We start from the raw sequence: 21,067 nt of genomic DNA on the forward strand, positions 1-21,067 counted from the left end.
GTCATGCGAACTTGGCGGCTTTCTCGCGAAGCGCCGCGGCGATCTCGGCTATCGCGGGATTCCAATCCCCCATGGTGGCGGGAGAGAAGACCCGAGCCTGAGGATACCAAGGATAGTAACCGCTTCCGAGCTGCGTCCAGGCTCCGGGCGAGGTCAGCAGCCAGATCGGCGCGCCGGTCGCCCCAGCCAGGTTCGTCGTCGCGTTCGAGAAGCCCACGATCAGGTCGACTGAGGCGCAAAGGGCGGTCACGTCATCCAGATCCTGCTTGAGGTCGATGCCCGGCAGCTGACAGATCTCGATCCCGAACGCCTCTTTCGCGTGAGCGATCTCTTCGTCGCAATCGCCGTACTGTAAATTGACGAACCTCACGCCGGGGGTCTCCAGCACAGGACGCCATGCCTCGAACGGCGAGAATTGCCGGGCGCGCTCGGCGTTCAGTTTGAGGCTCTTCCAGAGCAGCCCGACCTTGGGCGAGGGCCCCAGTTTATCGAGCTCGGCCTTCCAGTGGGCGACCCGATCCGGATCGGGCTTTAGATAGGAAACGGCTTTCGGGAAGGCTTCCAGCGATCCGCGCAGGCTGCCCAGGAACGCCCCCAGCGGCGCCCAATAGTCGAATCGTTCCCAGTCCTCGATTTCCGGCGCCGCGCGATACACGCGCCCCTCATATTGGAAGGTACGATGTAGCGTGACCTCGATGTTTGGGAATGAACGCTGGAACAGCGGGACTAGACGCCGCTCGACCGACAAGGTGAGGGAGCCGTCCGGGCCCAGCTGATCCAGGATGTCAGGCAGCATGCCCGCTAACATCACCTCGTCGCCCAAGCCCTGCTCGGCGCAGACGAACAACGATTTTCCCTTGAGGTCCTGATCCGACCACAGCGTTCCGGGGATATGGAAATTGGGCGCTTCCGCTAGGTGCGGCGAGAGGCGGCCCTCATAGGCCTTCCAGCCCTCCTCGAGCCGGCCCAGCGACAGGTACATGGTCGAGCGAGCGAAGCGCATGATTGCTTCATCCGCCAGGGAATCTGGCCGCTTCAGTGCGTGGTCGATGTCGGCGATCGCGCCCTCGATGTCGCCCATATCGGTCTTCGCGAAAGCGCGATTGTGCCAAGCCTTGCTGTAGCTCGGTTCAAGGCGCAGGGCTTCGTCGAAGAAGACGATCGAGCCGGTGGGGTCGCCCATGTTGCAGACCGCAGTGCCCAGGGTGTTCCAGAGGGCGGGCGATTCGGGGTGGGCGGCGAGGGCCTCCTTCAGCACCTCGATGGCCTCGGCCTCGCGGTTCAACTCCCGGAGCGCGCAGGCGAGATTGTTCGCTGCTTCGATGTTCTGGGGCTGGGCGACGCGGAAATGGGCGAAGAATCCGACCGCGAATTCCGGCATGTTCATGCGAAAAGCTAGGCGGCCCAGATCGCCGGCGACGGATCCATGGTCGACGAGCAGTTTCAAAGCTGCGTCGTAAGCCCGCAGGGAAGACCCATAGTCACCCAGCTTCTCCCGCGCGATCGCCAGGATATGCCAGGCCAAGCCTAGCATCTGGTCCTTCTTCAGGAGCTTCAGCGCCAGCTTTTGGGCGAGCTCGAACTCGTTGTTGTGGACCGCGTTAATCGCCCGGCTCAGGACCTTGGCGTTCTCAATGTTCTTGATCTGCTGAGTGGCCTGCTTGAGGCGCTCAAGCGACTCCGTTGAACTCGAATCACCGATGGCGCCCGCGATCTGCCCGACATGGAGCGGCGCCGCGCCGACGTCTGGCTGGGCGAGGGCGCTCGCTGACGCTTCTAGAGCGCTTTTTCGGGACATCGGTAAGGACCTCGGACACTGCTGTTAACTATGTTTTGAGGCGTTATGCTTAATCGAGTCCTAAGTACGTGTTTATGGCCTTTAAGGATGCCGGCAAGACCGCGTTAACCGATCCGCGTCTAGCTTTGGCGGGTTACATCGTGATTGATGGTCGGGCGAAGCGGCTTAGACGAAGGAGCGAGTTTAGGTGCCTTTGAAGCTGTCGCTGAAGCCCGGCGAAAAATTCGTGCTGAACGGCGCCGTGGTCCAGAACGGAGACCGGCGCGGCGTTCTGGTGCTCCAGAACAAGGCTTCCGTTCTCCGCGAGAAGGACATCATGCAGCCGGATCAGGTCACGTCGCCCGCGCGACGGATCTATTTCCCGGTCATGATGATGTATCTCGACGAGGGCGGTGCGGAGAAATTCTATGACGAATTCGCCGCTCGTCTGACGGAGTTCATGGGAGTGGTCCGCAATCCTGGTATCCTTCAGGATTGCATAGCTATCTCGAAGCACGTGATGGCTCGGGAATACTACAAGGCTCTAATGTTGAGCCGTAAGTTGATTGAATACGAAGACGAGAGGTTGGGGCATGTCTCTTCGGGCGTATCAGCAGGCGGCGACGCGGGCTGAGAATCCCCGTGAAATGGAGTACCGCCTGTTCGGGCAGGTGACGCGCGCCCTGATGGAAGCGTCACAGGCTCCGGCGGATGACTTCGCGAAGCGGATCGACGCGTTGGATTGGAATCGCAAGGTCTGGTCGGCCTTGGCGACGGATTGCTCTTTGCCTGACAACCAGCTTCCGATGGAGCTGCGCGCCAGCATCATTTCGCTGAGCCTCTGGGTCAGCCGTCACTCCAGCGCGGTCATGCGCAAGGAGGAGGACTTCGAGCCTCTGATCGAGATCAATCGCATCATCATGCAGGGACTCGCGGGCCGCGCCGACGCGGCCTGATTTCGAAATTCCGCAAGGCTGAACGTCTTGCCTACCACCCCTGGAAAAACCTGCCGCCCGGCGAATTCTGCATTCGCCGGGCGGTTTCGTTTCTGGCCTGGTGAGCCAAAATAATCCATACAAAACAATATTCTAGGCATTTTTGCCGGATTGGCCGCGACTGGCCCGCCGTTTGCGATGGTTCGCGCGGGCAAAACGCTCTCCCCGGCAATACGCCGGATGAATCCCGCCAAAATGGTAGGTCGCAATGCTGAACTCGATCAACACCAATCCTGGTGCGCTTCTCGCGCTCCAAAATCTGAACGCAACTAACACGGAGCTCGCCACCACCCAGAGCCGTATCAACACTGGCAAGAAGGTCGCTAACGCCAAGGACAACGGCGCGATCTGGTCGATGGCCAAGATGCAGAGCGCGAGCTCATCGTCGTTGAATGCCGTGAAGGATTCTCTCCAGCGCGGTCAGTCCACGATTGATGTTGGTCTCGCGGCCGGCGACACCATCACCGATCTGCTCATGAAGATGAAGGAAAAGGCTCTGGCCGCTTCCGACACTTCGCTGAACAGCACGTCGCTCAAGGCGCTTAAGACGGACTTCGACTCTCTTCGCGACCAAATCACCAAGGCCGCGCAGAATGCGATGTTCAATGGTGTCAGCCTCGTGGCGGCCACCGTCAAGCCGCTGGTCTTCCTGGCCAATGCGGACGGCGGCAGCTTCACGGTCATGGCCCAAACCATGAGTCTTGAGGGTCTCGGCCTGACGGGGACCTCGACGTTCAATACGGCGACCGAAGCCGCCACGATGATCGCCGATATGACGACTGCGCTGCTGACGGCCACCAACAAGCTGTCTGCGCTCGGCACGGCCTCGGTTGGTCTCGATACGCACCTGACCTTCATTGGGAAGTTGCAGGACAGCCTGGACGCCGGCGTGGGCAACCTGGTCGATGCGGATCTGGCGAAGGAAAGCGCCAAGCTCCAGTCGCTGCAAACCAAGCAGCAACTGGGTGTGCAGGCTCTTTCGATCGCCAATCAGACCCCGCAGACGATCCTGTCGCTGTTCCAGGGGTGATCTCCGATACGCCGGACGGCCGTCAAAAGCCGTCCGGCGCCTCTTTCCTGCTGGGTGCGCAAATAGTGCCCGGCAATAATTGCCTGCACCAAAAGGCCCTCGGCAGAAATTGCCGGGGGCCTTTGTGGTTAATGGACCTATAACTCATATTTTTCAGCAGCTTATCGCGGCATTGCCGGTGGGAATTTTTGGCCCGGCAATTGCTACAGGTCTTCCTGAGCAAAATGCTCCCGGCAGCCAAAATGGCGTCGGATACCTTGAAAAGGAACCATTCGTATGGCGCTGAATAGCATCAACACGAACGCGGGCGCGATGATCGCCCTGCAGAACCTGAACACCACGAACACCGAGCTGGGCGTTACCCAGCAACGCATCAATACCGGCAAGAAGATTGCCAATGCCAAGGACAACGGCGCCATCTGGGCCATGTCCAAGACGCAATCTGCCACAGCCCAATCGCTGAACGCCGTGAAGGACTCGCTGCAACGCGGCCAGTCGACCATCGACGTGGCCCTGGCTGCTGGCGATACCATTACCGACCTGCTGATGAAGATGAAGGAAAAGGCCTTGGCCGCTTCCGACACTTCGCTGAACAGCGCCTCGTTTAAGGCGCTGAATGCCGACTTCGAGTCCCTGCGCTCTCAAATCACCAAGGCCGCAGAAAACTCCAAGTTCAACGGTGTCAGCCTCGTTGGCGAAAGCGCCCAGGCGCTCGTCTTCCTGGCCAACGCTGACGGCACCGGCTTCACGGTGAGCGCTCAGAGGCTGAGCCTGGCTGGTCTGGGTCTCGACAGCGCGACTCCGGGCTTCGCAACGGCCTCTGCGGCTAAGACGATGATCGCCGAGATCGACACCGCCATCGGCACCGCCACCAACAAGCTGGCCGCCCTGGGCACTAGCTCTGTCGGTCTCGACACCCACCTGACCTTCATCGGCAAGCTGCAAGACAGCCTGGACGCAGGTGTCGGCAATCTGGTGGACGCTGACCTGGCCAAGGAAAGCGCCAAGCTGCAGTCGCTGCAAACCAAGCAACAGCTTGGCGTGCAAGCGCTGTCGATCGCGAACCAATCTACGTCGTCGATCCTGAGCCTGTTCCGTTAAGGAGCTGGGAGGAGGCGGGCTCGTCTGAGCCCGCCTCCATCTTTTCTGAGGGTTGAAGACAGGGAGAAAAAGAGAGGAGGGCCGACCAGCAAGTCGGCAGACAGATATGGAACCCAAGGCCGCATTGTCGGCGATCAGAGATTTTATCGCCCCCGTGAACGCCCCGGACCCGTCCGAGGGCGCAAGAGCCGTTCAGGGCCAGCTTAGGGCCGCGCTCGGGCAGGCTCAGCCTGTCGAAGGCGAGCCCACCGCGCCCGCGGCGGAAGCCAAGCCTGAAGCGCCCGTCGACAAGGGACCCCAGCCGGGCGATCTGCGACTGGTGATCGAGCAGTCCGGAGACACCGGTGACTACGTCTACAAGACGGTGGACCGGCGCACCGGCGAGACGCTGAATCAGTTCCCCCGCGAGGAGATCCTGAAGTTGCGTGAAGCCTCGCGCTACCACAGCGGGGATGTCTACGACGGCAAGGCCTGAGCTCCGGCTGACGCCTTAGCGAGGAGGATGTGCGACGGCAGGTCGCAGACCTTAATGGACATGGTTTATAAGCGTTAACCATGTTCTTACTTTCTGACCCCAATCTCGGCGGCGATTAGATCGCACGCCGAATCGCGCGCGATCGCAACCACGGCAAAAACGCCGATCGGAGGCCGCGCATGACGCTGAGCGTCAACACGAACCAGCCCGCGCTGATCGCGCTGCAGAACCTGAACCGCACCAACGACGACATGCAGTCGGTGCAAACCAGGATCAACACGGGCCTGTCGATCTCCACCGCCAAGGACAACGCCGCCGTCTGGTCGATCGCCCAGGAGCAGCGCGCCGACATGAGCGCGCTCGGGGCGGTCAAGATGAGTCTGGATCGCGCGACCTCGATCGCCGACGTGGCTCTCGCCGCGGGCGAGTCGGTTTCGGACCTTCTCAAGCTGATGCGCGAGAAGGTTGTCGCGGCCAAGGACACCTCGCTGACCACGACGTCTCGGCAGTCCATGAACGCGGACTTCCAAGCTCAGCTCAAGAACCTCAGCCAGGTCCTCACGAGCGCGGTGTTCGACGGCGCGAACCTGCTGGACGGCAGCCAGACCGCCGACATGACCTTCCTGGCCGACGCCGACGCGGGCCAGGCGATTACGCTAAGCCTCCAGAACCTGTCGCTGGGCGGGACGATCAACACGCTTACGGCGACCGACGATATTCTGACGCCGACGAACGCGACTGCGGTTCTGGCTCGCCTGGACTCCACGATGGTCGCGGTCAATCAGGCCGTGGGCAATATCGGTAGCCAGGCCAAGCAGATCGACGCTCACAGCACCTTTGTCGCCAGGCTGACGGACGTGCTTGAGACCGGGGTGGGAAATCTGGTCGACGCGGACCTCGCCAAGGAAAGCGCGCGGCTTCAGGCCCTCCAGGTCAAGCAGCAGCTCGGGGCTCAGGCGCTTTCGATCGCCAATAGCGCGCCGCAGATCATCCTCTCGCTGTTCAACGGGCAGTAACCCTAGGTTAAGTGGCGGTGCGGGGCTAAGCTCCAGGCGTGCGAAACGGGGATTCGGCGGCGGGCATGATCGACTTGCGCGACTTGCGGGACGAGGACGAGGCGACCCTCTTTCAGTGGCGCTCGGAGCCCGAGGTCGACCGCTGGATGTCCGACGCCGATCTGCCCAGTCGGGAGGCGCACGCGGTCTGGTTCCAGGCTTTGCGCTCCGATCCGGACATGCGCGGCTGGATGATCACGCGCACCGGCGCGCCCATGGGACTTCTGACGCTGACGGGTCTAACCAGCCATCACCGCCGGGCCAGCTGGAACTGGTTCCTGGGCTCGGCCGAAGCGCGGGGGCGGGGCGTCGGCCGCGCCGCCCAGGTGCTGGGTCTGGATCGGGCCTTCGGCGAGCTGAGCCTCCACAAGGTTTTCGCCGAGGTCATGGCCGACAATGACGCGGCGCTGAAGGCGCAGTCGGCCGCCGGTTTCCGGCGCGAAGGCTATCTTCGCGGCCATGTGCTCAAGGACGGTCGTCCGCGCGACGTCGTGCTACTCGGAATTCTGGCTTCGGAATGGGCCGAGCTGCGCGACGACGCGCGCCGAGCGCTTTCGGAGGCGCATCTAATCGCCGCTTAACGCCGAGCCTTGAGGGCGCGTTAACGGTGCGTGGACGAATGTATCAGCGGGGGACTCCGGGTCCCCGTCAGGACAAGCCGTGATCACGTTCGATACCAGTACGCTGCTCAGCTACTATCAGGCCCGTAGCGGCCTGACGGCCGCGAACGCGTCTGGAACGGCTGGTGTGTCCACGACGAGGTCGACGGCCGTGGTTCCGACCGCGCCGTGGTCCTCCGGAAGCGTGCCGGCCGCCAGCGAGCTTGTCCGCTCGGCGCTCAATGGCCGCAAGTTCGTGGATGAGGGCGCGAACACCTCCTCTTTGAAGGGGGCAAGTCCCGACTACGCCAAGCTTTTCGCCACTTATCAGGCGCTTAGCACCCTGTCGGCCGTCGCTAGTCGCGCGGGCGAGAAAAGGGTCACGAACGACGAAATCACCCGCTTGCAGACCGCCATGACCCGGGGTCTGGTCGAGGTCAGCAGCTACGTGCAGGGGCTCACGCTGGACCAGTTGCGCCTGACGACGGGCACGGTCATGACCAGCGACAAGGCCCAGGTCGGTGTCCCTAAGGCCGACTACAATTACACCACGGATACGATCTACAGCGGTCAGATCGACGACCCGGTGGCGAAGTTTCAGGGTAACGTTTCGTTCGACGTCGCGGTCAAAGCCTTCGGCGTCACAAAGACGGTGACGATGAACCTGAGCGACATGGGCTCCACGCCGCGGACTATGTCGAACGTCGTCGAGTACATGAACGGCAAGATGAAGGCGGCGGGCTACAATACCGCCTTTGCGGTTCAGCGGACGGCGGGGCAGGAGCGCACCGTTCAGGTCAATGGCAAGCCCGTCACGTTGCCGGCGACGGGCGACGATTTCGCGCTGAGGGTCAAGGGCGACTCCGCCGAACAGATCACCTTCACGGCGCCTACCGCAGCGCCGGCCGTCTATGTCACGACCAAGTCTGGGGACCCGGACCCCGACAAGAACAGCCTGACCGACGACGGCGTCTACGAGACCTCCCTGACCAAGTACAGCGCCTCCGGGACCGGTGGCGGGGCGGGCGCTGGCGCGCCGGGCGGCAAGGTGTTCACCGAAACCCTCCAGGGCACGATCTCCAGCGTCCGCAAGTCGGTGACGGGCGCGGACGGTTCGGTCTACATGCTGGCCGACGTGTCCACGCAGGTCGACGGCAAGCTCGACATCGACGGTCAGCCGATCAAGGGCGAAAGCGATGTCGCCCTGCTGAAGTACGACAGCGCCGGCCACTTGTTGTTCGCTCAGAGCCTGGGAGCGACAGACAACGCCAGTGGGCTTTCGCTTGCGGTCGCGGATGACGGCAGCATCGCGGTGGCGGGGTCGGTGAGCGGTCGATTGCAGGGCGCGGTCAATGGGCCGCTCAACAGCAGCGACACCTCGACCACCACCGACAGCTTCGTGACCCGCTACAGCGCCAATGGAGACGAGCAGTGGACGGTGCGTCGCGGTGGCTTGCAGGAGGACGAGGCCACGGCCTTGGCCTTTGGCGCTGACGGCGTTCTCTACGTCGGCGGCCGCAGCAAGTCGGACCTCCCAGGCTCGGTCGGAACGGATCCCAGCGGCGGTTGGGACGCCTATCTTTCGGCTTTCGCCACCGACGGCGCCGGTAAGCCAAACGCGCTGTTCACCCAGAAGTTCGGCACAGCCGCTAACGACTCCGTATCGGATATCGTCGTCAACGGCTCGCAGGTCATCGTCGGGTCCAAGGAAGACGGCAAGGCGATGCTGCGAAGCTTCGACGTGACCGCCAGCGTGGTCACCGAGAATGTTACCCAGCTCAATCAGTATGGCGCCTACGAGACCGTGCCAGTCACCTACACTAAGACGGCGACCCTGTCGGCGGGCGCGACCCGCGATCTCGGATCGCTGAGGGGGGGCGATTTGGTCGGCCTGCGGATCGACGGCGGGCAGCTCTATGTCGGCGGCTCCACCGCCAATAGCAGCATGGCGATCAACGCCGTCACAACGGGCGCGTCCGGCGGCATGGACGCTTTTGTCGGTCGCATGTCCCTGAACATCGCCGACACCAGCGCCGACGCCATGACCTACTACGGCGGCGCGGGCGACGACACGGTGACCGGCTTCGACGTCAAGAACGGAACGGCCTGGTTTGTCGGGTCGGCGGGCGCCAATCTGGATGGCCAGTCGACCATCGGCGCCAAGGACGGTTATGTCGCCCAGGTCAATGTCGGGACGGGTGCGGTGGACTGGAGCCAGCGGCTGACCGGCAAGGATGGTTACGCCACGCCGACCTCGGTGGCGGTCTCGGCCTCTGGCGCTTCGGCCCTGGACCTCTTCGGTCTGCCCTCCGGGACCATGACGTTCAAGCAGTCCGAACGCATCACGACGGGCACCGCGGCGCGGGCCGGCGACACCTTCCAGATCCGCACGCGCGAGCGCGGTCCGCTGACCACGATCACGATCGACGCCAACGACACGCTCGAGACCCTCTCGGACAAGATCAAGCGCGCTTCGGGTTTCCGCGCCAAGGTCGAAACCGTCACCAACGGCGACAACCGGGTCCTGAAGATCAGTCCAGCCTCCAACACCGCGACGCTTGAGATCGTCGCCGGCAAGGGCGGCACCGACGTGCTGACCGCGCTGGGCCTGGCCGGGGGCGTGGTCCGGGCGACCAAGACCGATAACGACAAGACGGTGTCGGCCGACGGCAAAGGCCCCGTCTATGGACTGCAGCTGCCGCCGGAATTGGATCTGACCACCGAGGCTGGGCGTAAAAACGCCAACGCCGTCATCACCCGCGCCATGTCCCAGATCCGGACCGCCTATCGTGAGGCCGCTGACGCCGCGAACGGCGTGACCAGCGACGGTTCGAAGAAGGCGGGTAAGACCGACGGGACAGTGCCCAAATACCTGACCGACCAGCTTTCCAACTATCAGGCCGCGTTGAACCGCCTGACGGGCGGCGGCTAACGCGTCGTCCAACGCGCTCCGAACATGACGGGCGGGGGCGCTTTCCATGGCGGTCGCGCTTGAAAGCGTCATCGACGCGTCGTAGCCAGTGGGCATGGACTTTCTGAAAGATCGACGGATCGTCGTGCTCGGCGGTGGCGCGGCGCTGGCGCTGCTGGCGGGGCTTGGCATTGCCGCAGCCTTGTTGGCCGGCCACGACCAGAAGCAGACCGAGGCTCCGCCGGCTTCGCGCGCGGGCCTGATTGTCGAAACGGGCCGCGAGGACGACACCAAGCTCGATCCCGCCAGGCCGCTGCGCTGCTTTGTCGGTGGGGCCTTCGTCGGCGAGATCACCCTGGCCGAATGCGCCAAGAAGAACGGCGTGGCGACGGGCGCTCTGGATGTGGGCGTCGACGAGACGGGCGCCCTTGCGGCCGCCGATCAGGCCGGCACGGTGTTGACGCCTTTGCCGCCCGCGCCGACCGTCGATGCGCCAGCCGTTGGGCAGGGCGCGACCCCTATGACTCCCGCCACCCCGGCCATGGCGTCGGCCAATGCGCCGCTTGCCGCCTGTTGGCGTTACGCCGCCGGCGAGTGGCGTCGGCTGCCGGGCGACATCACCCTGAACGCCTGCGCTCAGCAGCTGTTCGGCGGCCGCTGCGAGAAGACCAACGCCGTCGCCTACGGCCGCTGGGGCGAGGAAACCCTGCGTCTGTTGCAAGGCCGTATCGAGGCGTCTCCCGACAACCGCAGCTTCCACACCGTGCTCGACCAGGCGCCAAACTGCCCTAGCCCGAACGCCGGATAGGTTTATAAGTGTAATCCATGAGCAAGACCGTCCTCGCCGCCGCCGTCGTTCTCGCCGCCACGGGCTTCGCGCTCGCCGGTTGCCAGGAGCAGATCAAGCCGCCCTTCGAGCGGGGGGTCTGTTTCCACGTGGCGACCAATAAAGACAAGAGCCTGCGCTACAATCCTGTGGCCCGGAACGTGGCGACGATGGAGGAATGCGCCGCGACGCTGGAAGGCATGCGCATCCGCTTTGTCCGCCTGGGGCAGTCCAACAGCCAGAGCATGATCGGCGCCTATCAGGGATCCTTCATCTTCATCGAGAAGGAAGGCATCTATCTGGGCCAGACCTATGACGGCGCGCGCTTCATGTCGCTAGTGCGCACCGGCGACGGACGCCTGGCCGTGCCCGGCGCCATCCGGCACGTTCCGGCCCCGTAGGCGAGGGGGGCGAGTTCGTCCGTCCACAGCCGTCTTTCTCGTCCACAAGAACATATTGAGAACAAAACTTGCGCGACGTTTAGCGCCTCGTTAACGTGCGCTCTCAGATTCCGGCGCATGGGTCGCCGGGCGAGAGCAAGGTCAAACGATGGCGGGCAGCGTCAACAAGGTCATTCTGGTAGGCAATCTCGGCGCCGATCCCGAGATCCGCAGCCTGGGTTCAGGCGACCGCGTCGCCAATCTCCGCATCGCCACGTCCGAGACCTGGCGCGACCGCAACAGCGGCGAGCGCAAGGAAAAGACCGAATGGCACCGCGTGGTCATCTTCAACGATAACCTGGTGAAGGTGGCCGAGCAGTACCTCAAGAAGGGCTCGACTGTTTACATCGAGGGTGCGCTGCAGACCCGCAAGTGGACCGACAACACCGGTCAGGAAAAGTATTCCACCGAGATCGTGCTGCAGAAGTTCCGCGGCGAGCTGACCATGCTGGGCGGTCGTGGCGACAACGCCGGGGCGTCTTCGGGCGGCGGCGACGAGTACGGCGGCGGCTATTCCGGCGGCGGCTCCAGCTTCAGCGGCGGCCAGCGCAGCCAGCCCAGCGGCCCGCGCGAGAGCTTCTCGGCGGACCTGGATGATGAGATCCCGTTCTAGTTTTCCTCTCCGACTTAGTTGTCAACAAGTGGCCGGTTCTCATTGGAATCGGCCACTTTTTTATTGCATCTGCCACTTCGAGACCGGCCGCGATAGAGTGGGTAAAGCCCACTAGGACCGACCGTAAATGGATGGCGCGACGACCATTCGAGTGCTCATACTCAAAGGTGGGGAGCGGCTTCCCGTCCTCCTCGATCGGACGAGCAAGCATCCACCCGTGAACGCGGACCTCCTCAAATTTGGCCGAAGGGTGCGCTTGCTGCGCTCCGCCGCGGGGTAGTTGGCCGACCGGTCTGGCCTTCACCGCAATTATATCGGCGGAGTTGAGCGAGGCGAGAGGAACGCGGGCTTAAACGCGGTTTATGCCCTGGCGCGAGGGCTGGGCGTCGAGCCTGCAGAGCTGTTTCGAACCTAGCGCTCGGAGCAAGACTGCTCCTCTGACTTCGGCTAAAACGTCCTCGGGATCGAGGCAGTCATGGTTCTGCTAACAACAACGCGAGATCAAATGCGCGTGGGCGCCGCCGCCAAAAGGGCGGGCGCGCACCTTACCGCAAAAGGCGGCGTGACCAGTCCCGAGACTTTGGTCGCCATTGGGTGAAAATTTAGGCGCGGATCACCAGGCCTGCAAGGTGATCACCAGTTTCTGCGGTTGCTGCGGAAGGCTGACATAGCTCGAGAATGAGCCCTGGTCGTCATAGGGCATGCCGTAGGAAAAGCCGTTGATGGTGACGCTGAGCTGATGGAGATAAGCGGCGTACCAGTTCGCCGCCTGCCCTGGAGCGTTCATGACAAACGGCGGCGGCGTCGTGGGGGTTGTTTTTCCCTTGTCGGTGTAGGTGATGGCCTCGCCCGACACGGTTTTGATCAGTTGCAGCGCGTCGGACTTCGTTCCCCGATAGATATTGAAGTTGGCGAAGGTGATCGCTCCCGTATTGGGAATGGTCAGAGTCACGGCGTCGCCGGCGGCAACATCTACGGTGACGATATTGCCGGGGATCGTTTCGCCGTCCGGACTGCCCTTCAGACCAGCGCCCGTGATGGCGTAGTAATAGGTGCCGGCTTGCAGAGCCGCGCCCGCCATGCTCGTCGCGGTAGCGGTCAGCGGGAAGATGGCCGCCTGCGCCCAGTAGTCGGGCGCCAGAACGTTGGTCCAGTCTCCTCCGGTCGCCGAGCGCGGGGTCAGGCCGCGATTGAAGGCGGCGTTTATGGGATTGAACACGTCCTTGACGATGCCAAGCGGAGGGGCTTTTTTATTGCCGTCTGACAGGCCGAACACGCCGTCGGCGCCGAACACCATCGCCGCCGGGGACGCATATTGGTTGGTCGGCAGCCATTGGGGCGGCGCTGGGTTATCTGGGCCGCGATTGGTGCTGAAGAAGGGCTGATAGAAATTGACGACTTTGCCTGCATAGTCGCCTGACTGGCCGGTGAGCTGCAGAACGGTATAGGTCTCCGCGTCGACTGTGAGGGTCACCGTTCCTCCGCTCCAGGTGGTATTCACGGAGCCGGTCAGGGTAAGATTGAACGTATTGTTTTCGTAATAGCTGAAGAAATCCGCGATCGCGTCCGTGAAATACTGGTTGAGCGGCTCATAATTGTAATTGTTGAGCGGCGGGGTTGCCACCGTGCCCACTGAGGTTCCGTCATCGGTGAAGTTGGGCAGCAGCGACGCGCTTACTCCGTTCGAGAAATTGACGGTGCCGATAAGGCTTCCGGTGAGGGTCGAGCCATTCCAGGACGCGTATTGGAAATAGCCTGCGGCCCCGTCCTGAGAAAGCAGTAGCGTTCCGGTCTGCGGCGGGCCCTTTGGAGTCGCCTGAAGCTGAACAGGAGAATAAGGGGCGCTGTTCAGCCGAACCGCCTCGGACATCCCCGGTTGTTCGGAACGATAGATATTGTAAGCCGACGCGTTAGGATAAGGGAGCCAGTTCAGGACGGCCACCGTCCCGACATTGATCTGGCCCAGCTGAGGGGCGCCAGCCATGGACTCGACGAAAGAGACCGAGGCCGTGGCCTGGGCGCTCGCACCGCCGCCCGAAAAGGTTACGGACGGCGGTGAGCTGTAACCGCTTCCAGGATTGGTGATATAGACACCCATCACCTTGTCGGCCTCACCCAGATAGGCGACGCCTTCCATTCCAGTGCCTCCGCCGCCCGAGAAGACGACCGTCGGCGGCGAACTGTACTCGGTTCCCGCATCGGTGATGGTCACAGCCGCTCGCAAGGCTGTGATCGCGTAGTAGAATTGCTGGGGGGCAAGCCCGATCGCTGCCGCGGCGCCGCTGCCGCCACCGCCCGAAACCGTGATCGTCGGCGCTGTCGTGTATCCGCTTCCCGCAGTTGTGACGGTGATGTCGGTGAGCTCCCCTTTGGCCACTGTTGCCGTGCCTGCGGCGGTAACGCCCTCCTTGGGCGCCGAGAAGGTCAGGGAAGGGGGCGTGGTGTAGCCGCTGCCGCCACATTGCACGACCACGCTGGTCGGGTTGACACTGTAGGTGAAGCTGTTGGCCTGCTCGGGTGTCTGGATCGGCTCGAAACCGGAAGCGGCGGATGACGCGAAGGCCGGGCCGGCGCCGAGGACTCCTGTCAGAAAATCCTGCGGCGCCGTCAGTCTCTGGGCCCCCAGGCTATAATCGGGCGCCAAGCTGGCGAATGGGAATGCGTTCGAGCTGGCGGGTAAATTCTGCAGATAGGGGATAAAGCCTTCAAACAGCGTCTTGCGGTCTTGAAGGAAGCCGACGCCGTTATTGAAAGGCTGCGGCGGGTTCGGGCCGGCGGGGGCGCTGAGCACAGCGGTCGCCGTGAAAGGGAAGCCCACCTGATCCACGGTGGAGACGTCATAGCCGCAGGATGTCGCCGCTAAGCCGAACTCGTAGAGGGCGAAGGTATCGTTCGGGTTGGAGGTCGGAGTCGGGACGGCCAACTCCTGACTAGCGTTCGGCGTGAGGCCGCTGTTCGGGCCGACGAACATGACCAATTCGCCAGCGGCTATCGAATTGGTGGCTGGGGGCGGCAGCGTGATCGAGGTGGTCTGCTGGCCGGAATAACTGCCTGGGGCGAACAGGGTCAGCAGAGGGACCTGGGGGGTGTCGAGCGAACTAGTGTACTCCCAGCTCCAAATGTTTTGGGATGCGTTCAGGTAGACTTGCGCCCCCCCGTTGAGGTCGCCGAAGATCGCGGCATAAACGCCCTTCCCAGCGACATCAGCAGGCGCGAAAAACTCGATCTGCAGCGGCGTTGTGGAGGAGACTTGATCGGCCGCCGCCGGGGCTGAGGCCGATGCTGTGAGCGTGAGATCGTCCATCTGTCGTTTCCCTCCCGAAATATCGCTGAAAAATGCATCTCAAAGATAAGTGATCCAATATATACAACTTTTACTAGATTGTGGCTCGGTTTTAGATTTGTCAAGCCAGTTGATCACCTAGGCCTTCAGAGGCGCGCGTGGCGCGCGCGAGCGGAAGAGCTCACGCCGCGCAACAAAACCGGTGGAAAACCGATAACTTGTTGCTCTTTTCGACTTGCTGTCCCGCCAGCAAGCACCAAAATCAATGACTTAAGCGGTGTTACATGACACCCAGTCTGCATACCCGTTCTAGAGCCGAACAAGGCTAGAAACGTAAATAGCGGCCGGTTCTCTTGGGAGCCGGCCGTTTTTGTATTGGGTCCCTTTTGGCGCTATGCCAGGGGGCCTTGGCGCTTTCTGCCCGAGATAGCTTCCGGTCGCTGATGCTCAAGGGGGGGGCAGGGGGGACCTTGTCGCCAGAGGGCGCGTCAGGGATTTGGATTTCGATCGCCCTGAGGGTCACGCCATAACTACCTCGGGTGTTGACTTGTTGTGATGCATCTTAAAGTGTTCTCTTCCTGGGGTTGATTTTTCGGGGCGAGAACATTCATGGCGACCATCACCGGCGCGGCGGCGGATGACATTCTGATCGGAACGGCGGCTGCGGACGTTATCTATGGGCTGGCTGGAGACGATACGCTCCTTGGTTATGCCGGGGATGACACCTTGGTCGGTGGCGCGGGCGCGGATGCGCTGTTTGGCGGGGATGGCGTTGATGTGGCCAGCTACGCCAGCGCCAGCGTCGGAGTGACGATCAATCTCGCCACCGGCGCGCATACGGGCGACGCAGCGGGAGATACGTTCGACGGGATCGAGATTATTCAAGGCTCGAACCTGAATGATCTGTTCGTAGCCAATGCCGCCGCCAATCGTCTCGACGGTTCGGGCGGGTGGACCGACACGATCAGCTACGAGGCCTCTTCCTCGGCCGTGAACGTCAATCTCACGACCAATGCGGTGTCCGGAGGAGACGCCCAGGGCGACACGATCAGCAGTTTCGAAAAGGTGATCGGCTCGGCCTACGGTGATGTTTTGGCCTCAAGCTCGCCGGGACACATCCTTCAAGGCGGCGCCGGAGACGATCTTTATCTCGTTTCCGGGCCGGTCATCTCTATCATTGAGGCGGCCGACGAGGGGGAGGACTCGGTCGTCGCTGATGTGAGCAGCTTTAGGCTCGCCGCCAATGTCGAGACTTTGATGTATGTTGGAACCTCGACCTTCACGGGCTACGGCAATGCTTTAGCGAACATCATCATCGGCGGCGTCCTAGGCGACAGTCTCTTTGGTCTTGAGGGCGACGACACCCTGCTCGGCGGTGATGGGAACGACACGCTGAACGGTGGTTCTGGCTCCGACAATCTAGTGGGAGCCGGCGGGGACGATACCCTCTACTTCTACGGAGATGGGCAAGGTCGCGGTGGCGAGGGTGGCGATCTCTACTACATTGCGAGCCTTTACAGCGTTTCCATATGGGAGGCCGACGACGCTGCGACGGATGTCGTGCGCTTCGCGAGCTTCTGGAGCGTCAGCGATATTCGGGTTGCATGGGATGGTGACGACCTTCTGATCGCCAGTATCACGGACACGGATTTCAACTCCGCCGTGCGGCTCGTGGACTATGGCGACGACCGCTACATCGAGACGTTCGAATTTGCAGACGGTACGGCTTTCGACCCCCTTGGACTTGTCTAGCCAGCCCGAAGTTGGCCCTGTTGACCTAAACTGCGATTAGCTCTGGCGGCGCCTTGCCGCCAGCCCGCGCGCCCCCCGCTATTTGCAAGCGGCGGCCGCCTTGGCGGAGTCCTTCCCAAGCGATACGCCCTTTTCCGCGCCGCGAGAGGGGGGGCGGAATGACCCGTCTCGTTCAAGGTTTTGGATTCTTCGTCCGTTTGGCCGAAACTTGGCCACATGCATCGCTCGGACAGCGTTGTCATTGGAAATATTTGCCAAATTCTCAGTATGGGGCGCGGAGCGGTAAGCGCCAGTGGACGTGTTCTTGACCGAAGTGCTACTGAAACCCCGGATATTGCACTGCGGGATCACGACGAAGCAGTGCTGTTCCAAGGTGAGACGTTCCCAACAGAGGGGCGCGGCCTTTTCACTTATCGCAGGGTGAATTTCATATGCCGGTTGAGACGCTGACCAAGGCCCGTTGGGTTTACGCTTTTGGCGGAGGCGGCGCGGACGGCGACGCTTCCATGAAAAATCTTCTCGGAGGCAAGGGCGCCAACCTCGCCGAGATGTCGTCGCTGGGTCTGCCGGTGCCGCCGGGCTTCACGATCACAACTGAGGCGTGTGTCCATTACTACGCCAACGGCAGACAGTACCCGGCCGAACTGGCTGAACAGGTCAAGGTTGGCCTGGCCAAGGTCGAGGAGATTACCGGCAAGCGCTTCGGCGATGTCGCCAACCCGCTGCTGGTTTCGGTGCGTTCAGGCGCCCGGGCTTCGATGCCGGGCATGATGGACACGGTGCTGAACCTGGGTCTGAACGACGAGACCGTCGAGGGCCTGGCCAAGCTGTCGGGCGACCGGCGCTTTGCCTATGACAGCTACCGCCGCTTCATCCAGATGTACTCGAACGTCGTGCTGAACCTTGAGCACCACATGTTCGAAGAGATCCTGGACGACCATAAGGATCGTTTGGACGTCACCGTCGACACCGGCCTGACCGCAGACGACTGGGCCGAGGTCATCAAGGACTACAAGGCCGCCGTCCGCGATAGTCTGGGTAAACCCTTCCCGCAGGACGCTCAGGAGCAGCTGTGGGGCGCCGTGGGCGCCGTGTTCGCCAGCTGGATGAACGACCGGGCCAAGTTCTATCGCCGCATGCACGACATCCCCGAAAGCTGGGGCACGGCCGTGAACATCCAGTCCATGGTGTTCGGCAACATGGGCGACACCTCGGCGACGGGCGTGGCCTTCACCCGCAACCCGTCGAACGGCGACAACCGCCTCTATGGCGAGTTCCTGATCAACGCCCAGGGCGAGGACGTGGTCGCGGGCATCCGCACGCCGCAGTCCCTGACCAAGGCCGCCCGCGAGGAGATGGGTGACACCGCCCCCTCGATGGAAGAGGCGATGCCGACGGTGTTCGGCCAGTTCAAGACCGTGGTCGAGACGCTGGAGCGCCACTACCGCGACATGCAGGACATCGAGTTCACGGTGGAGCAGGGTAAGCTCTACATGCTGCAGACCCGCAACGGAAAGCGCACGGCCAAGGCCGCGCTGAAGATCGCGGTCGATATGGCGGCCGAGGGCGTGATCACGAAGGAAGAGGCCATCGGCCGTGTCGAGCCCGCCTCGCTGGACCAACTGCTGCACCCGACCATCGACCCCACGGCGCATCGCGACGTGATCACCACGGGCCTGCCGGCCTCGCCCGGTGCGGCGACCGGCAAGATCGTCTTCGACAGCGACGCCGCCGAAAAGGCCGCCGCCGCCGGCGAGGCCGTGATCCTGGTCCGCGAAGAGACCTCGCCGGAGGACATCCACGGCATGCACGCCGCGCGCGGCATCATCACGGCGCGGGGCGGCATGACCAGCCACGCCGCCGTCGTGGCGCGCGGCATGGGCCGGGCTTGCGTCTCGGGCGCCGGCGACGTCGCCATCTTCCCGAAGGAAGGCCTGTTCCGCGTCCGTGGCCGCGAGTTCAAGGCCGGCGAGATCATCACGATCGACGGCTCGACCGGGGAAATCCTGGCCGGCTCGCCCAAGATGATCGAGCCCGAGCTGACCGGCGACTTCGCCACCCTGATGGGCTGGGCCGACCAGGTCCGTCGTCTGAAGGTGCGGGCTAACGCCGAGACGCCGCTGGACGCCAAGACCGCCCGCCAGTTCGGCGCGGAAGGCATCGGCCTGTGCCGCACCGAGCACATGTTCTTCGACGACACCCGGATCGCCGCCGTGCGCGAAATGATCCTGGCCGACGACGAGAAGGGCCGCCGCGCGGCGCTGGCCAAGATCGCGCCGTTCCAGAAGGCCGACTTCGTCGAGCTCTTCACGATCATGGAAGGCCTGCCGGTCACGATCCGCCTGCTGGATCCGCCGCTGCACGAGTTCCTGCCGCACACCGAGGAAGACGTCGAAGCCGTGGCCAAGGCCACCGGCCTAGACGCCGCCAAGCTGCTGCGCCGCGCCAAGGAGCTGCATGAGACCAACCCCATGCTGGGCCATCGCGGCTGCCGCCTGGGCGTCTCGTATCCCGAGATCTACGAGATGCAGGTCCGCGCCATCCTGGAAGCCGCCTGCGAGATCGCCAAGTCGGGCAAGGCCGCTCCGGTCCCTGAGATCATGCACCCGCTGGTCGCCAAGGGCGAGGAGATGAAGTACCTGCGCGACCTGACCGACCGCGTCGCCAAGGCGGTGCTGGAAGAGCAGGGCGTCGATGTGAAGTACACCGTCGGCACCATGATCGAGCTGCCCCGCGCGGCCCTTCGCGCCGGGGACCTCGCCGCCAACGCCGAGTTCTTCAGCTTCGGCACCAACGACCTGACCCAGACGACGTTCGGCATCAGCCGCGACGACGCCGGCAAGTTCCTGGGCGCCTATATCGACAAGGGCATCTTCGAAAAGGACCCCTTTGTCAGCCTCGATCAAGAAGGCGTGGGCGACCTGATCCGTATCGCCGCCGAACGCGGCCGCGCGGCCCGGCCGGACGTCAAATTGGGCATCTGCGGCGAGCACGGCGGCGACCCGGCCTCGATCGGCTTCTGCGAGACGGTCGGCCTCGACTACGTGTCGTGCTCGCCCTATCGCGTGCCGATTGCTCGCCTGGCGGCCGCCCAGGCTGCGCTGGCGGCCAAGAGCTGAGGCTCTCGCTTCAAGCCTGAACGCACTTAGAGGGCCTCGGACTGGACAGTCCGGGGCCCTTTCCCTATCCGGGTCTCAGGATTTCGGGGGGAAGTCATGGCCTATCTGCGCTGGCGCCGGTTCACGGAGCTGCTGTCGCTGGACAATCCGGCGCTGGGCGAGCTGTTCATGCGCAAGCGCCACAAGCCGATCGTCGCCGCGCCGGTCGAGAAGTGGGACGCCGAGTACCAGGCTGGGATCTATGACCGCCTGAGCCGCTCCGAGCAGCGCCATCACCATCGTCTGCTGGCGGCCATGATCGCCGACCGCTGGCCCAATCCGCGCGTACTGGAGATCGGGGCGGGCGAGGGCGTGTTCTACGAGGCCCTGCGCGCTTACCGGCCCGCCCGCTATGTCGGCGTCGACTTCTCCAAGCCTGCGATCGAGCGCGGCGCACTGCGCCTGGCGCCCGAGATCGCGATCGGCGAGGTGAAGATGGTGCTGGGCGACGGCCGGACCTTCGAGACCGACGAGACGTTCGACGTCGTGGTGTTCTCCGAATGCATCGAGCACCTGGGCGAGGTCGAGGCCCTGGTCGCCCACTACGCCCCGAACCTGAAGCCCGATGGCGCCGTGGGCTTGACCATGTGGCTGGCGCTGAAGCCGCTGCGCTTGTGGCATCGCCTGAAGGCGATGGGCGAGGTGCTGGACGAGGCGGTGATCAACACCCCCTGGGGCGGCGGTTGGCTGGTGGCCGTGGTGCGGCCGAAGGGTTGATAGGGAATAGGTTGCGCCCCCTCCGTCACGATGCGTATCCGCATCGCGCCACCTCCCCCGCACGCTTCGCTACGGGTGAGGAGGGGTGTTGTCTTCCTCCTCACCCGTGAAACGGGGGAGGTGGCGCGGCGCCGATAGGCGACGTGACGGAGGGGGCGCTCATCCCAAACGCGAAACCGCCGCGAGGCTGGAGGGGGCCTCGGGGCGGTCGCTGGGTCGTCCGCCGGGAGCCCTTTAGCTTTGGATGCGAACATCCAAAGCGTTCAAAAGGGCTCCAAATGTTTGATTCTAGAGCCTGCTCACCCTGGTTAGATGAGCCATCTAACCAGGGCAGG

General features: G+C 63.2%; 17 protein-coding genes. 15 read left to right on the forward strand and 2 right to left on the reverse strand.

The features are described from left to right. Position 1: 1 nt before the first annotated feature. A complete protein-coding gene (locus CSW59_RS08505) occupies positions 2-1,798 on the reverse strand; it encodes a tetratricopeptide repeat protein (RefSeq protein WP_099443624.1) in 1,797 nt (598 codons plus the stop codon). A gap of 187 nt (positions 1,799-1,985) precedes the next feature. On the opposite strand from CSW59_RS08505, the gene flbT reads away from it, so the two are divergent. The 12 genes from flbT to CSW59_RS20930 all read left to right on the forward strand — a co-directional run bounded on the left by flbT (position 1,986) and on the right by CSW59_RS20930 (position 12,237). Further along, entirely contained in the window at positions 1,986-2,411 is a 426-nt protein-coding gene (gene flbT / locus CSW59_RS08510; RefSeq protein ID WP_099443625.1) for a flagellar biosynthesis repressor FlbT, read from the forward strand. Then, positions 2,371-2,733: a flagellar biosynthesis regulator FlaF gene (flaF, locus tag CSW59_RS08515; protein ID WP_099443626.1), complete on the forward strand. Its 363-nt coding sequence runs from the start codon at positions 2,371-2,373 to the stop codon at positions 2,731-2,733. The genes flbT and flaF overlap by 41 nt, the downstream gene beginning before the upstream one ends. 247 nt (positions 2,734-2,980) lie before the next feature. After that, entirely contained in the window at positions 2,981-3,802 is an 822-nt protein-coding gene (locus tag CSW59_RS08520; protein ID WP_099443627.1) for a flagellin, read from the forward strand. 276 nt (positions 3,803-4,078) lie between these two features. After that, a complete protein-coding gene (locus tag CSW59_RS08525; protein WP_099443628.1) occupies positions 4,079-4,903 on the forward strand; it encodes a flagellin in 825 nt (274 codons plus the stop codon). A gap of 106 nt (positions 4,904-5,009) precedes the next feature. Then, a complete protein-coding gene (locus tag CSW59_RS08530) occupies positions 5,010-5,378 on the forward strand; it encodes a hypothetical protein (RefSeq protein WP_099443629.1) in 369 nt (122 codons plus the stop codon). A gap of 179 nt (positions 5,379-5,557) precedes the next feature. Next, complete coding sequence (locus tag CSW59_RS08535; protein ID WP_099443630.1) at positions 5,558-6,394, forward strand: flagellin; 837 nt, start codon at positions 5,558-5,560, stop codon at positions 6,392-6,394. A gap of 65 nt (positions 6,395-6,459) precedes the next feature. Next, on the forward strand, positions 6,460-7,014 hold the full coding sequence (gene pseH, locus CSW59_RS08540) for a UDP-4-amino-4,6-dideoxy-N-acetyl-beta-L-altrosamine N-acetyltransferase (protein ID WP_099443631.1): 555 nt from the start codon (positions 6,460-6,462) through the stop codon (positions 7,012-7,014). A 79-nt stretch (positions 7,015-7,093) separates the two neighbouring features. Then, entirely contained in the window at positions 7,094-9,964 is a 2,871-nt protein-coding gene (locus tag CSW59_RS08545; protein ID WP_099443632.1) for a hypothetical protein, read from the forward strand. A gap of 94 nt (positions 9,965-10,058) precedes the next feature. Next, positions 10,059-10,751 carry a hypothetical protein gene (locus CSW59_RS08550; protein ID WP_099443633.1) on the forward strand — a complete coding sequence of 231 codons (693 nt, stop codon included), beginning with the start codon at positions 10,059-10,061 and terminating at the stop codon, positions 10,749-10,751. 17 nt (positions 10,752-10,768) lie between these two features. Continuing rightward, positions 10,769-11,170, forward strand: coding sequence for a hypothetical protein (locus tag CSW59_RS08555; protein ID WP_099443634.1), 402 nt, complete (start codon positions 10,769-10,771; stop codon positions 11,168-11,170). 148 nt (positions 11,171-11,318) lie between these two features. Beyond that, on the forward strand, positions 11,319-11,822 hold the full coding sequence (locus CSW59_RS08560; protein ID WP_099443635.1) for a single-stranded DNA-binding protein: 504 nt from the start codon (positions 11,319-11,321) through the stop codon (positions 11,820-11,822). A gap of 280 nt (positions 11,823-12,102) precedes the next feature. Continuing rightward, on the forward strand, positions 12,103-12,237 hold the full coding sequence (locus tag CSW59_RS20930) for a helix-turn-helix domain-containing protein (protein WP_201722752.1): 135 nt from the start codon (positions 12,103-12,105) through the stop codon (positions 12,235-12,237). 198 nt (positions 12,238-12,435) lie between these two features. Here CSW59_RS20930 and CSW59_RS08570 read toward each other — a convergent pair whose 3' ends face one another. Further along, entirely contained in the window at positions 12,436-15,126 is a 2,691-nt protein-coding gene (locus CSW59_RS08570) for a hypothetical protein (RefSeq protein ID WP_099443636.1), read from the reverse strand. Between the two features lie 588 nt (positions 15,127-15,714). On the opposite strand from CSW59_RS08570, the gene CSW59_RS20590 reads away from it, so the two are divergent. The 3 genes from CSW59_RS20590 to CSW59_RS08585 all read left to right on the forward strand — a co-directional run bounded on the left by CSW59_RS20590 (position 15,715) and on the right by CSW59_RS08585 (position 20,732). Further along, the gene (locus CSW59_RS20590) at positions 15,715-16,857 is read left to right on the forward strand and encodes a calcium-binding protein (RefSeq protein ID WP_143754977.1); all 1,143 of its coding nucleotides are present in this window, start codon (positions 15,715-15,717) and stop codon (positions 16,855-16,857) included. Positions 16,858-17,288: 431 nt separating this feature from the next. Then, on the forward strand, positions 17,289-19,976 hold the full coding sequence (gene ppdK, locus CSW59_RS08580) for a pyruvate, phosphate dikinase (RefSeq protein WP_099443638.1): 2,688 nt from the start codon (positions 17,289-17,291) through the stop codon (positions 19,974-19,976). A 96-nt stretch (positions 19,977-20,072) separates the two neighbouring features. Beyond that, positions 20,073-20,732 (forward strand): trans-aconitate 2-methyltransferase, encoded by a 660-nt coding sequence (locus tag CSW59_RS08585; protein ID WP_099443639.1) that lies wholly within the window; start codon positions 20,073-20,075, stop codon positions 20,730-20,732. Positions 20,733-21,067: the final 335 nt, after the last annotated feature.

This window comes from Caulobacter sp. BP25, assembly GCF_002737755.1.
Taxonomy (GTDB): Bacteria; Pseudomonadota; Alphaproteobacteria; order Caulobacterales; family Caulobacteraceae; genus Caulobacter.

Coding starts and splice junctions, on each gene's coding strand:
- CSW59_RS08585 (WP_099443639.1), top strand. CDS start 20,073: ATGGCCTATCTGCGCTGGCGCCGGTTCACGGAGCTGCTGTCGCTGGAC.
- CSW59_RS08550 (WP_099443633.1), top strand. CDS start 10,059: ATGGACTTTCTGAAAGATCGACGGATCGTCGTGCTCGGCGGTGGCGCG.
- CSW59_RS08505 (WP_099443624.1), bottom strand. CDS start 1,798: ATGTCCCGAAAAAGCGCTCTAGAAGCGTCAGCGAGCGCCCTCGCCCAG.
- ppdK (WP_099443638.1), top strand. CDS start 17,289: ATGCCGGTTGAGACGCTGACCAAGGCCCGTTGGGTTTACGCTTTTGGC.
- CSW59_RS08560 (WP_099443635.1), top strand. CDS start 11,319: ATGGCGGGCAGCGTCAACAAGGTCATTCTGGTAGGCAATCTCGGCGCC.
- CSW59_RS08535 (WP_099443630.1), top strand. CDS start 5,558: ATGACGCTGAGCGTCAACACGAACCAGCCCGCGCTGATCGCGCTGCAG.
- flaF (WP_099443626.1), top strand. CDS start 2,371: ATGTCTCTTCGGGCGTATCAGCAGGCGGCGACGCGGGCTGAGAATCCC.
- CSW59_RS08570 (WP_099443636.1), bottom strand. CDS start 15,126: ATGGACGATCTCACGCTCACAGCATCGGCCTCAGCCCCGGCGGCGGCC.
- CSW59_RS08530 (WP_099443629.1), top strand. CDS start 5,010: ATGGAACCCAAGGCCGCATTGTCGGCGATCAGAGATTTTATCGCCCCC.
- CSW59_RS08525 (WP_099443628.1), top strand. CDS start 4,079: ATGGCGCTGAATAGCATCAACACGAACGCGGGCGCGATGATCGCCCTG.
- CSW59_RS08520 (WP_099443627.1), top strand. CDS start 2,981: ATGCTGAACTCGATCAACACCAATCCTGGTGCGCTTCTCGCGCTCCAA.
- CSW59_RS08555 (WP_099443634.1), top strand. CDS start 10,769: ATGAGCAAGACCGTCCTCGCCGCCGCCGTCGTTCTCGCCGCCACGGGC.
- CSW59_RS20590 (WP_143754977.1), top strand. CDS start 15,715: ATGGCGACCATCACCGGCGCGGCGGCGGATGACATTCTGATCGGAACG.
- pseH (WP_099443631.1), top strand. CDS start 6,460: ATGATCGACTTGCGCGACTTGCGGGACGAGGACGAGGCGACCCTCTTT.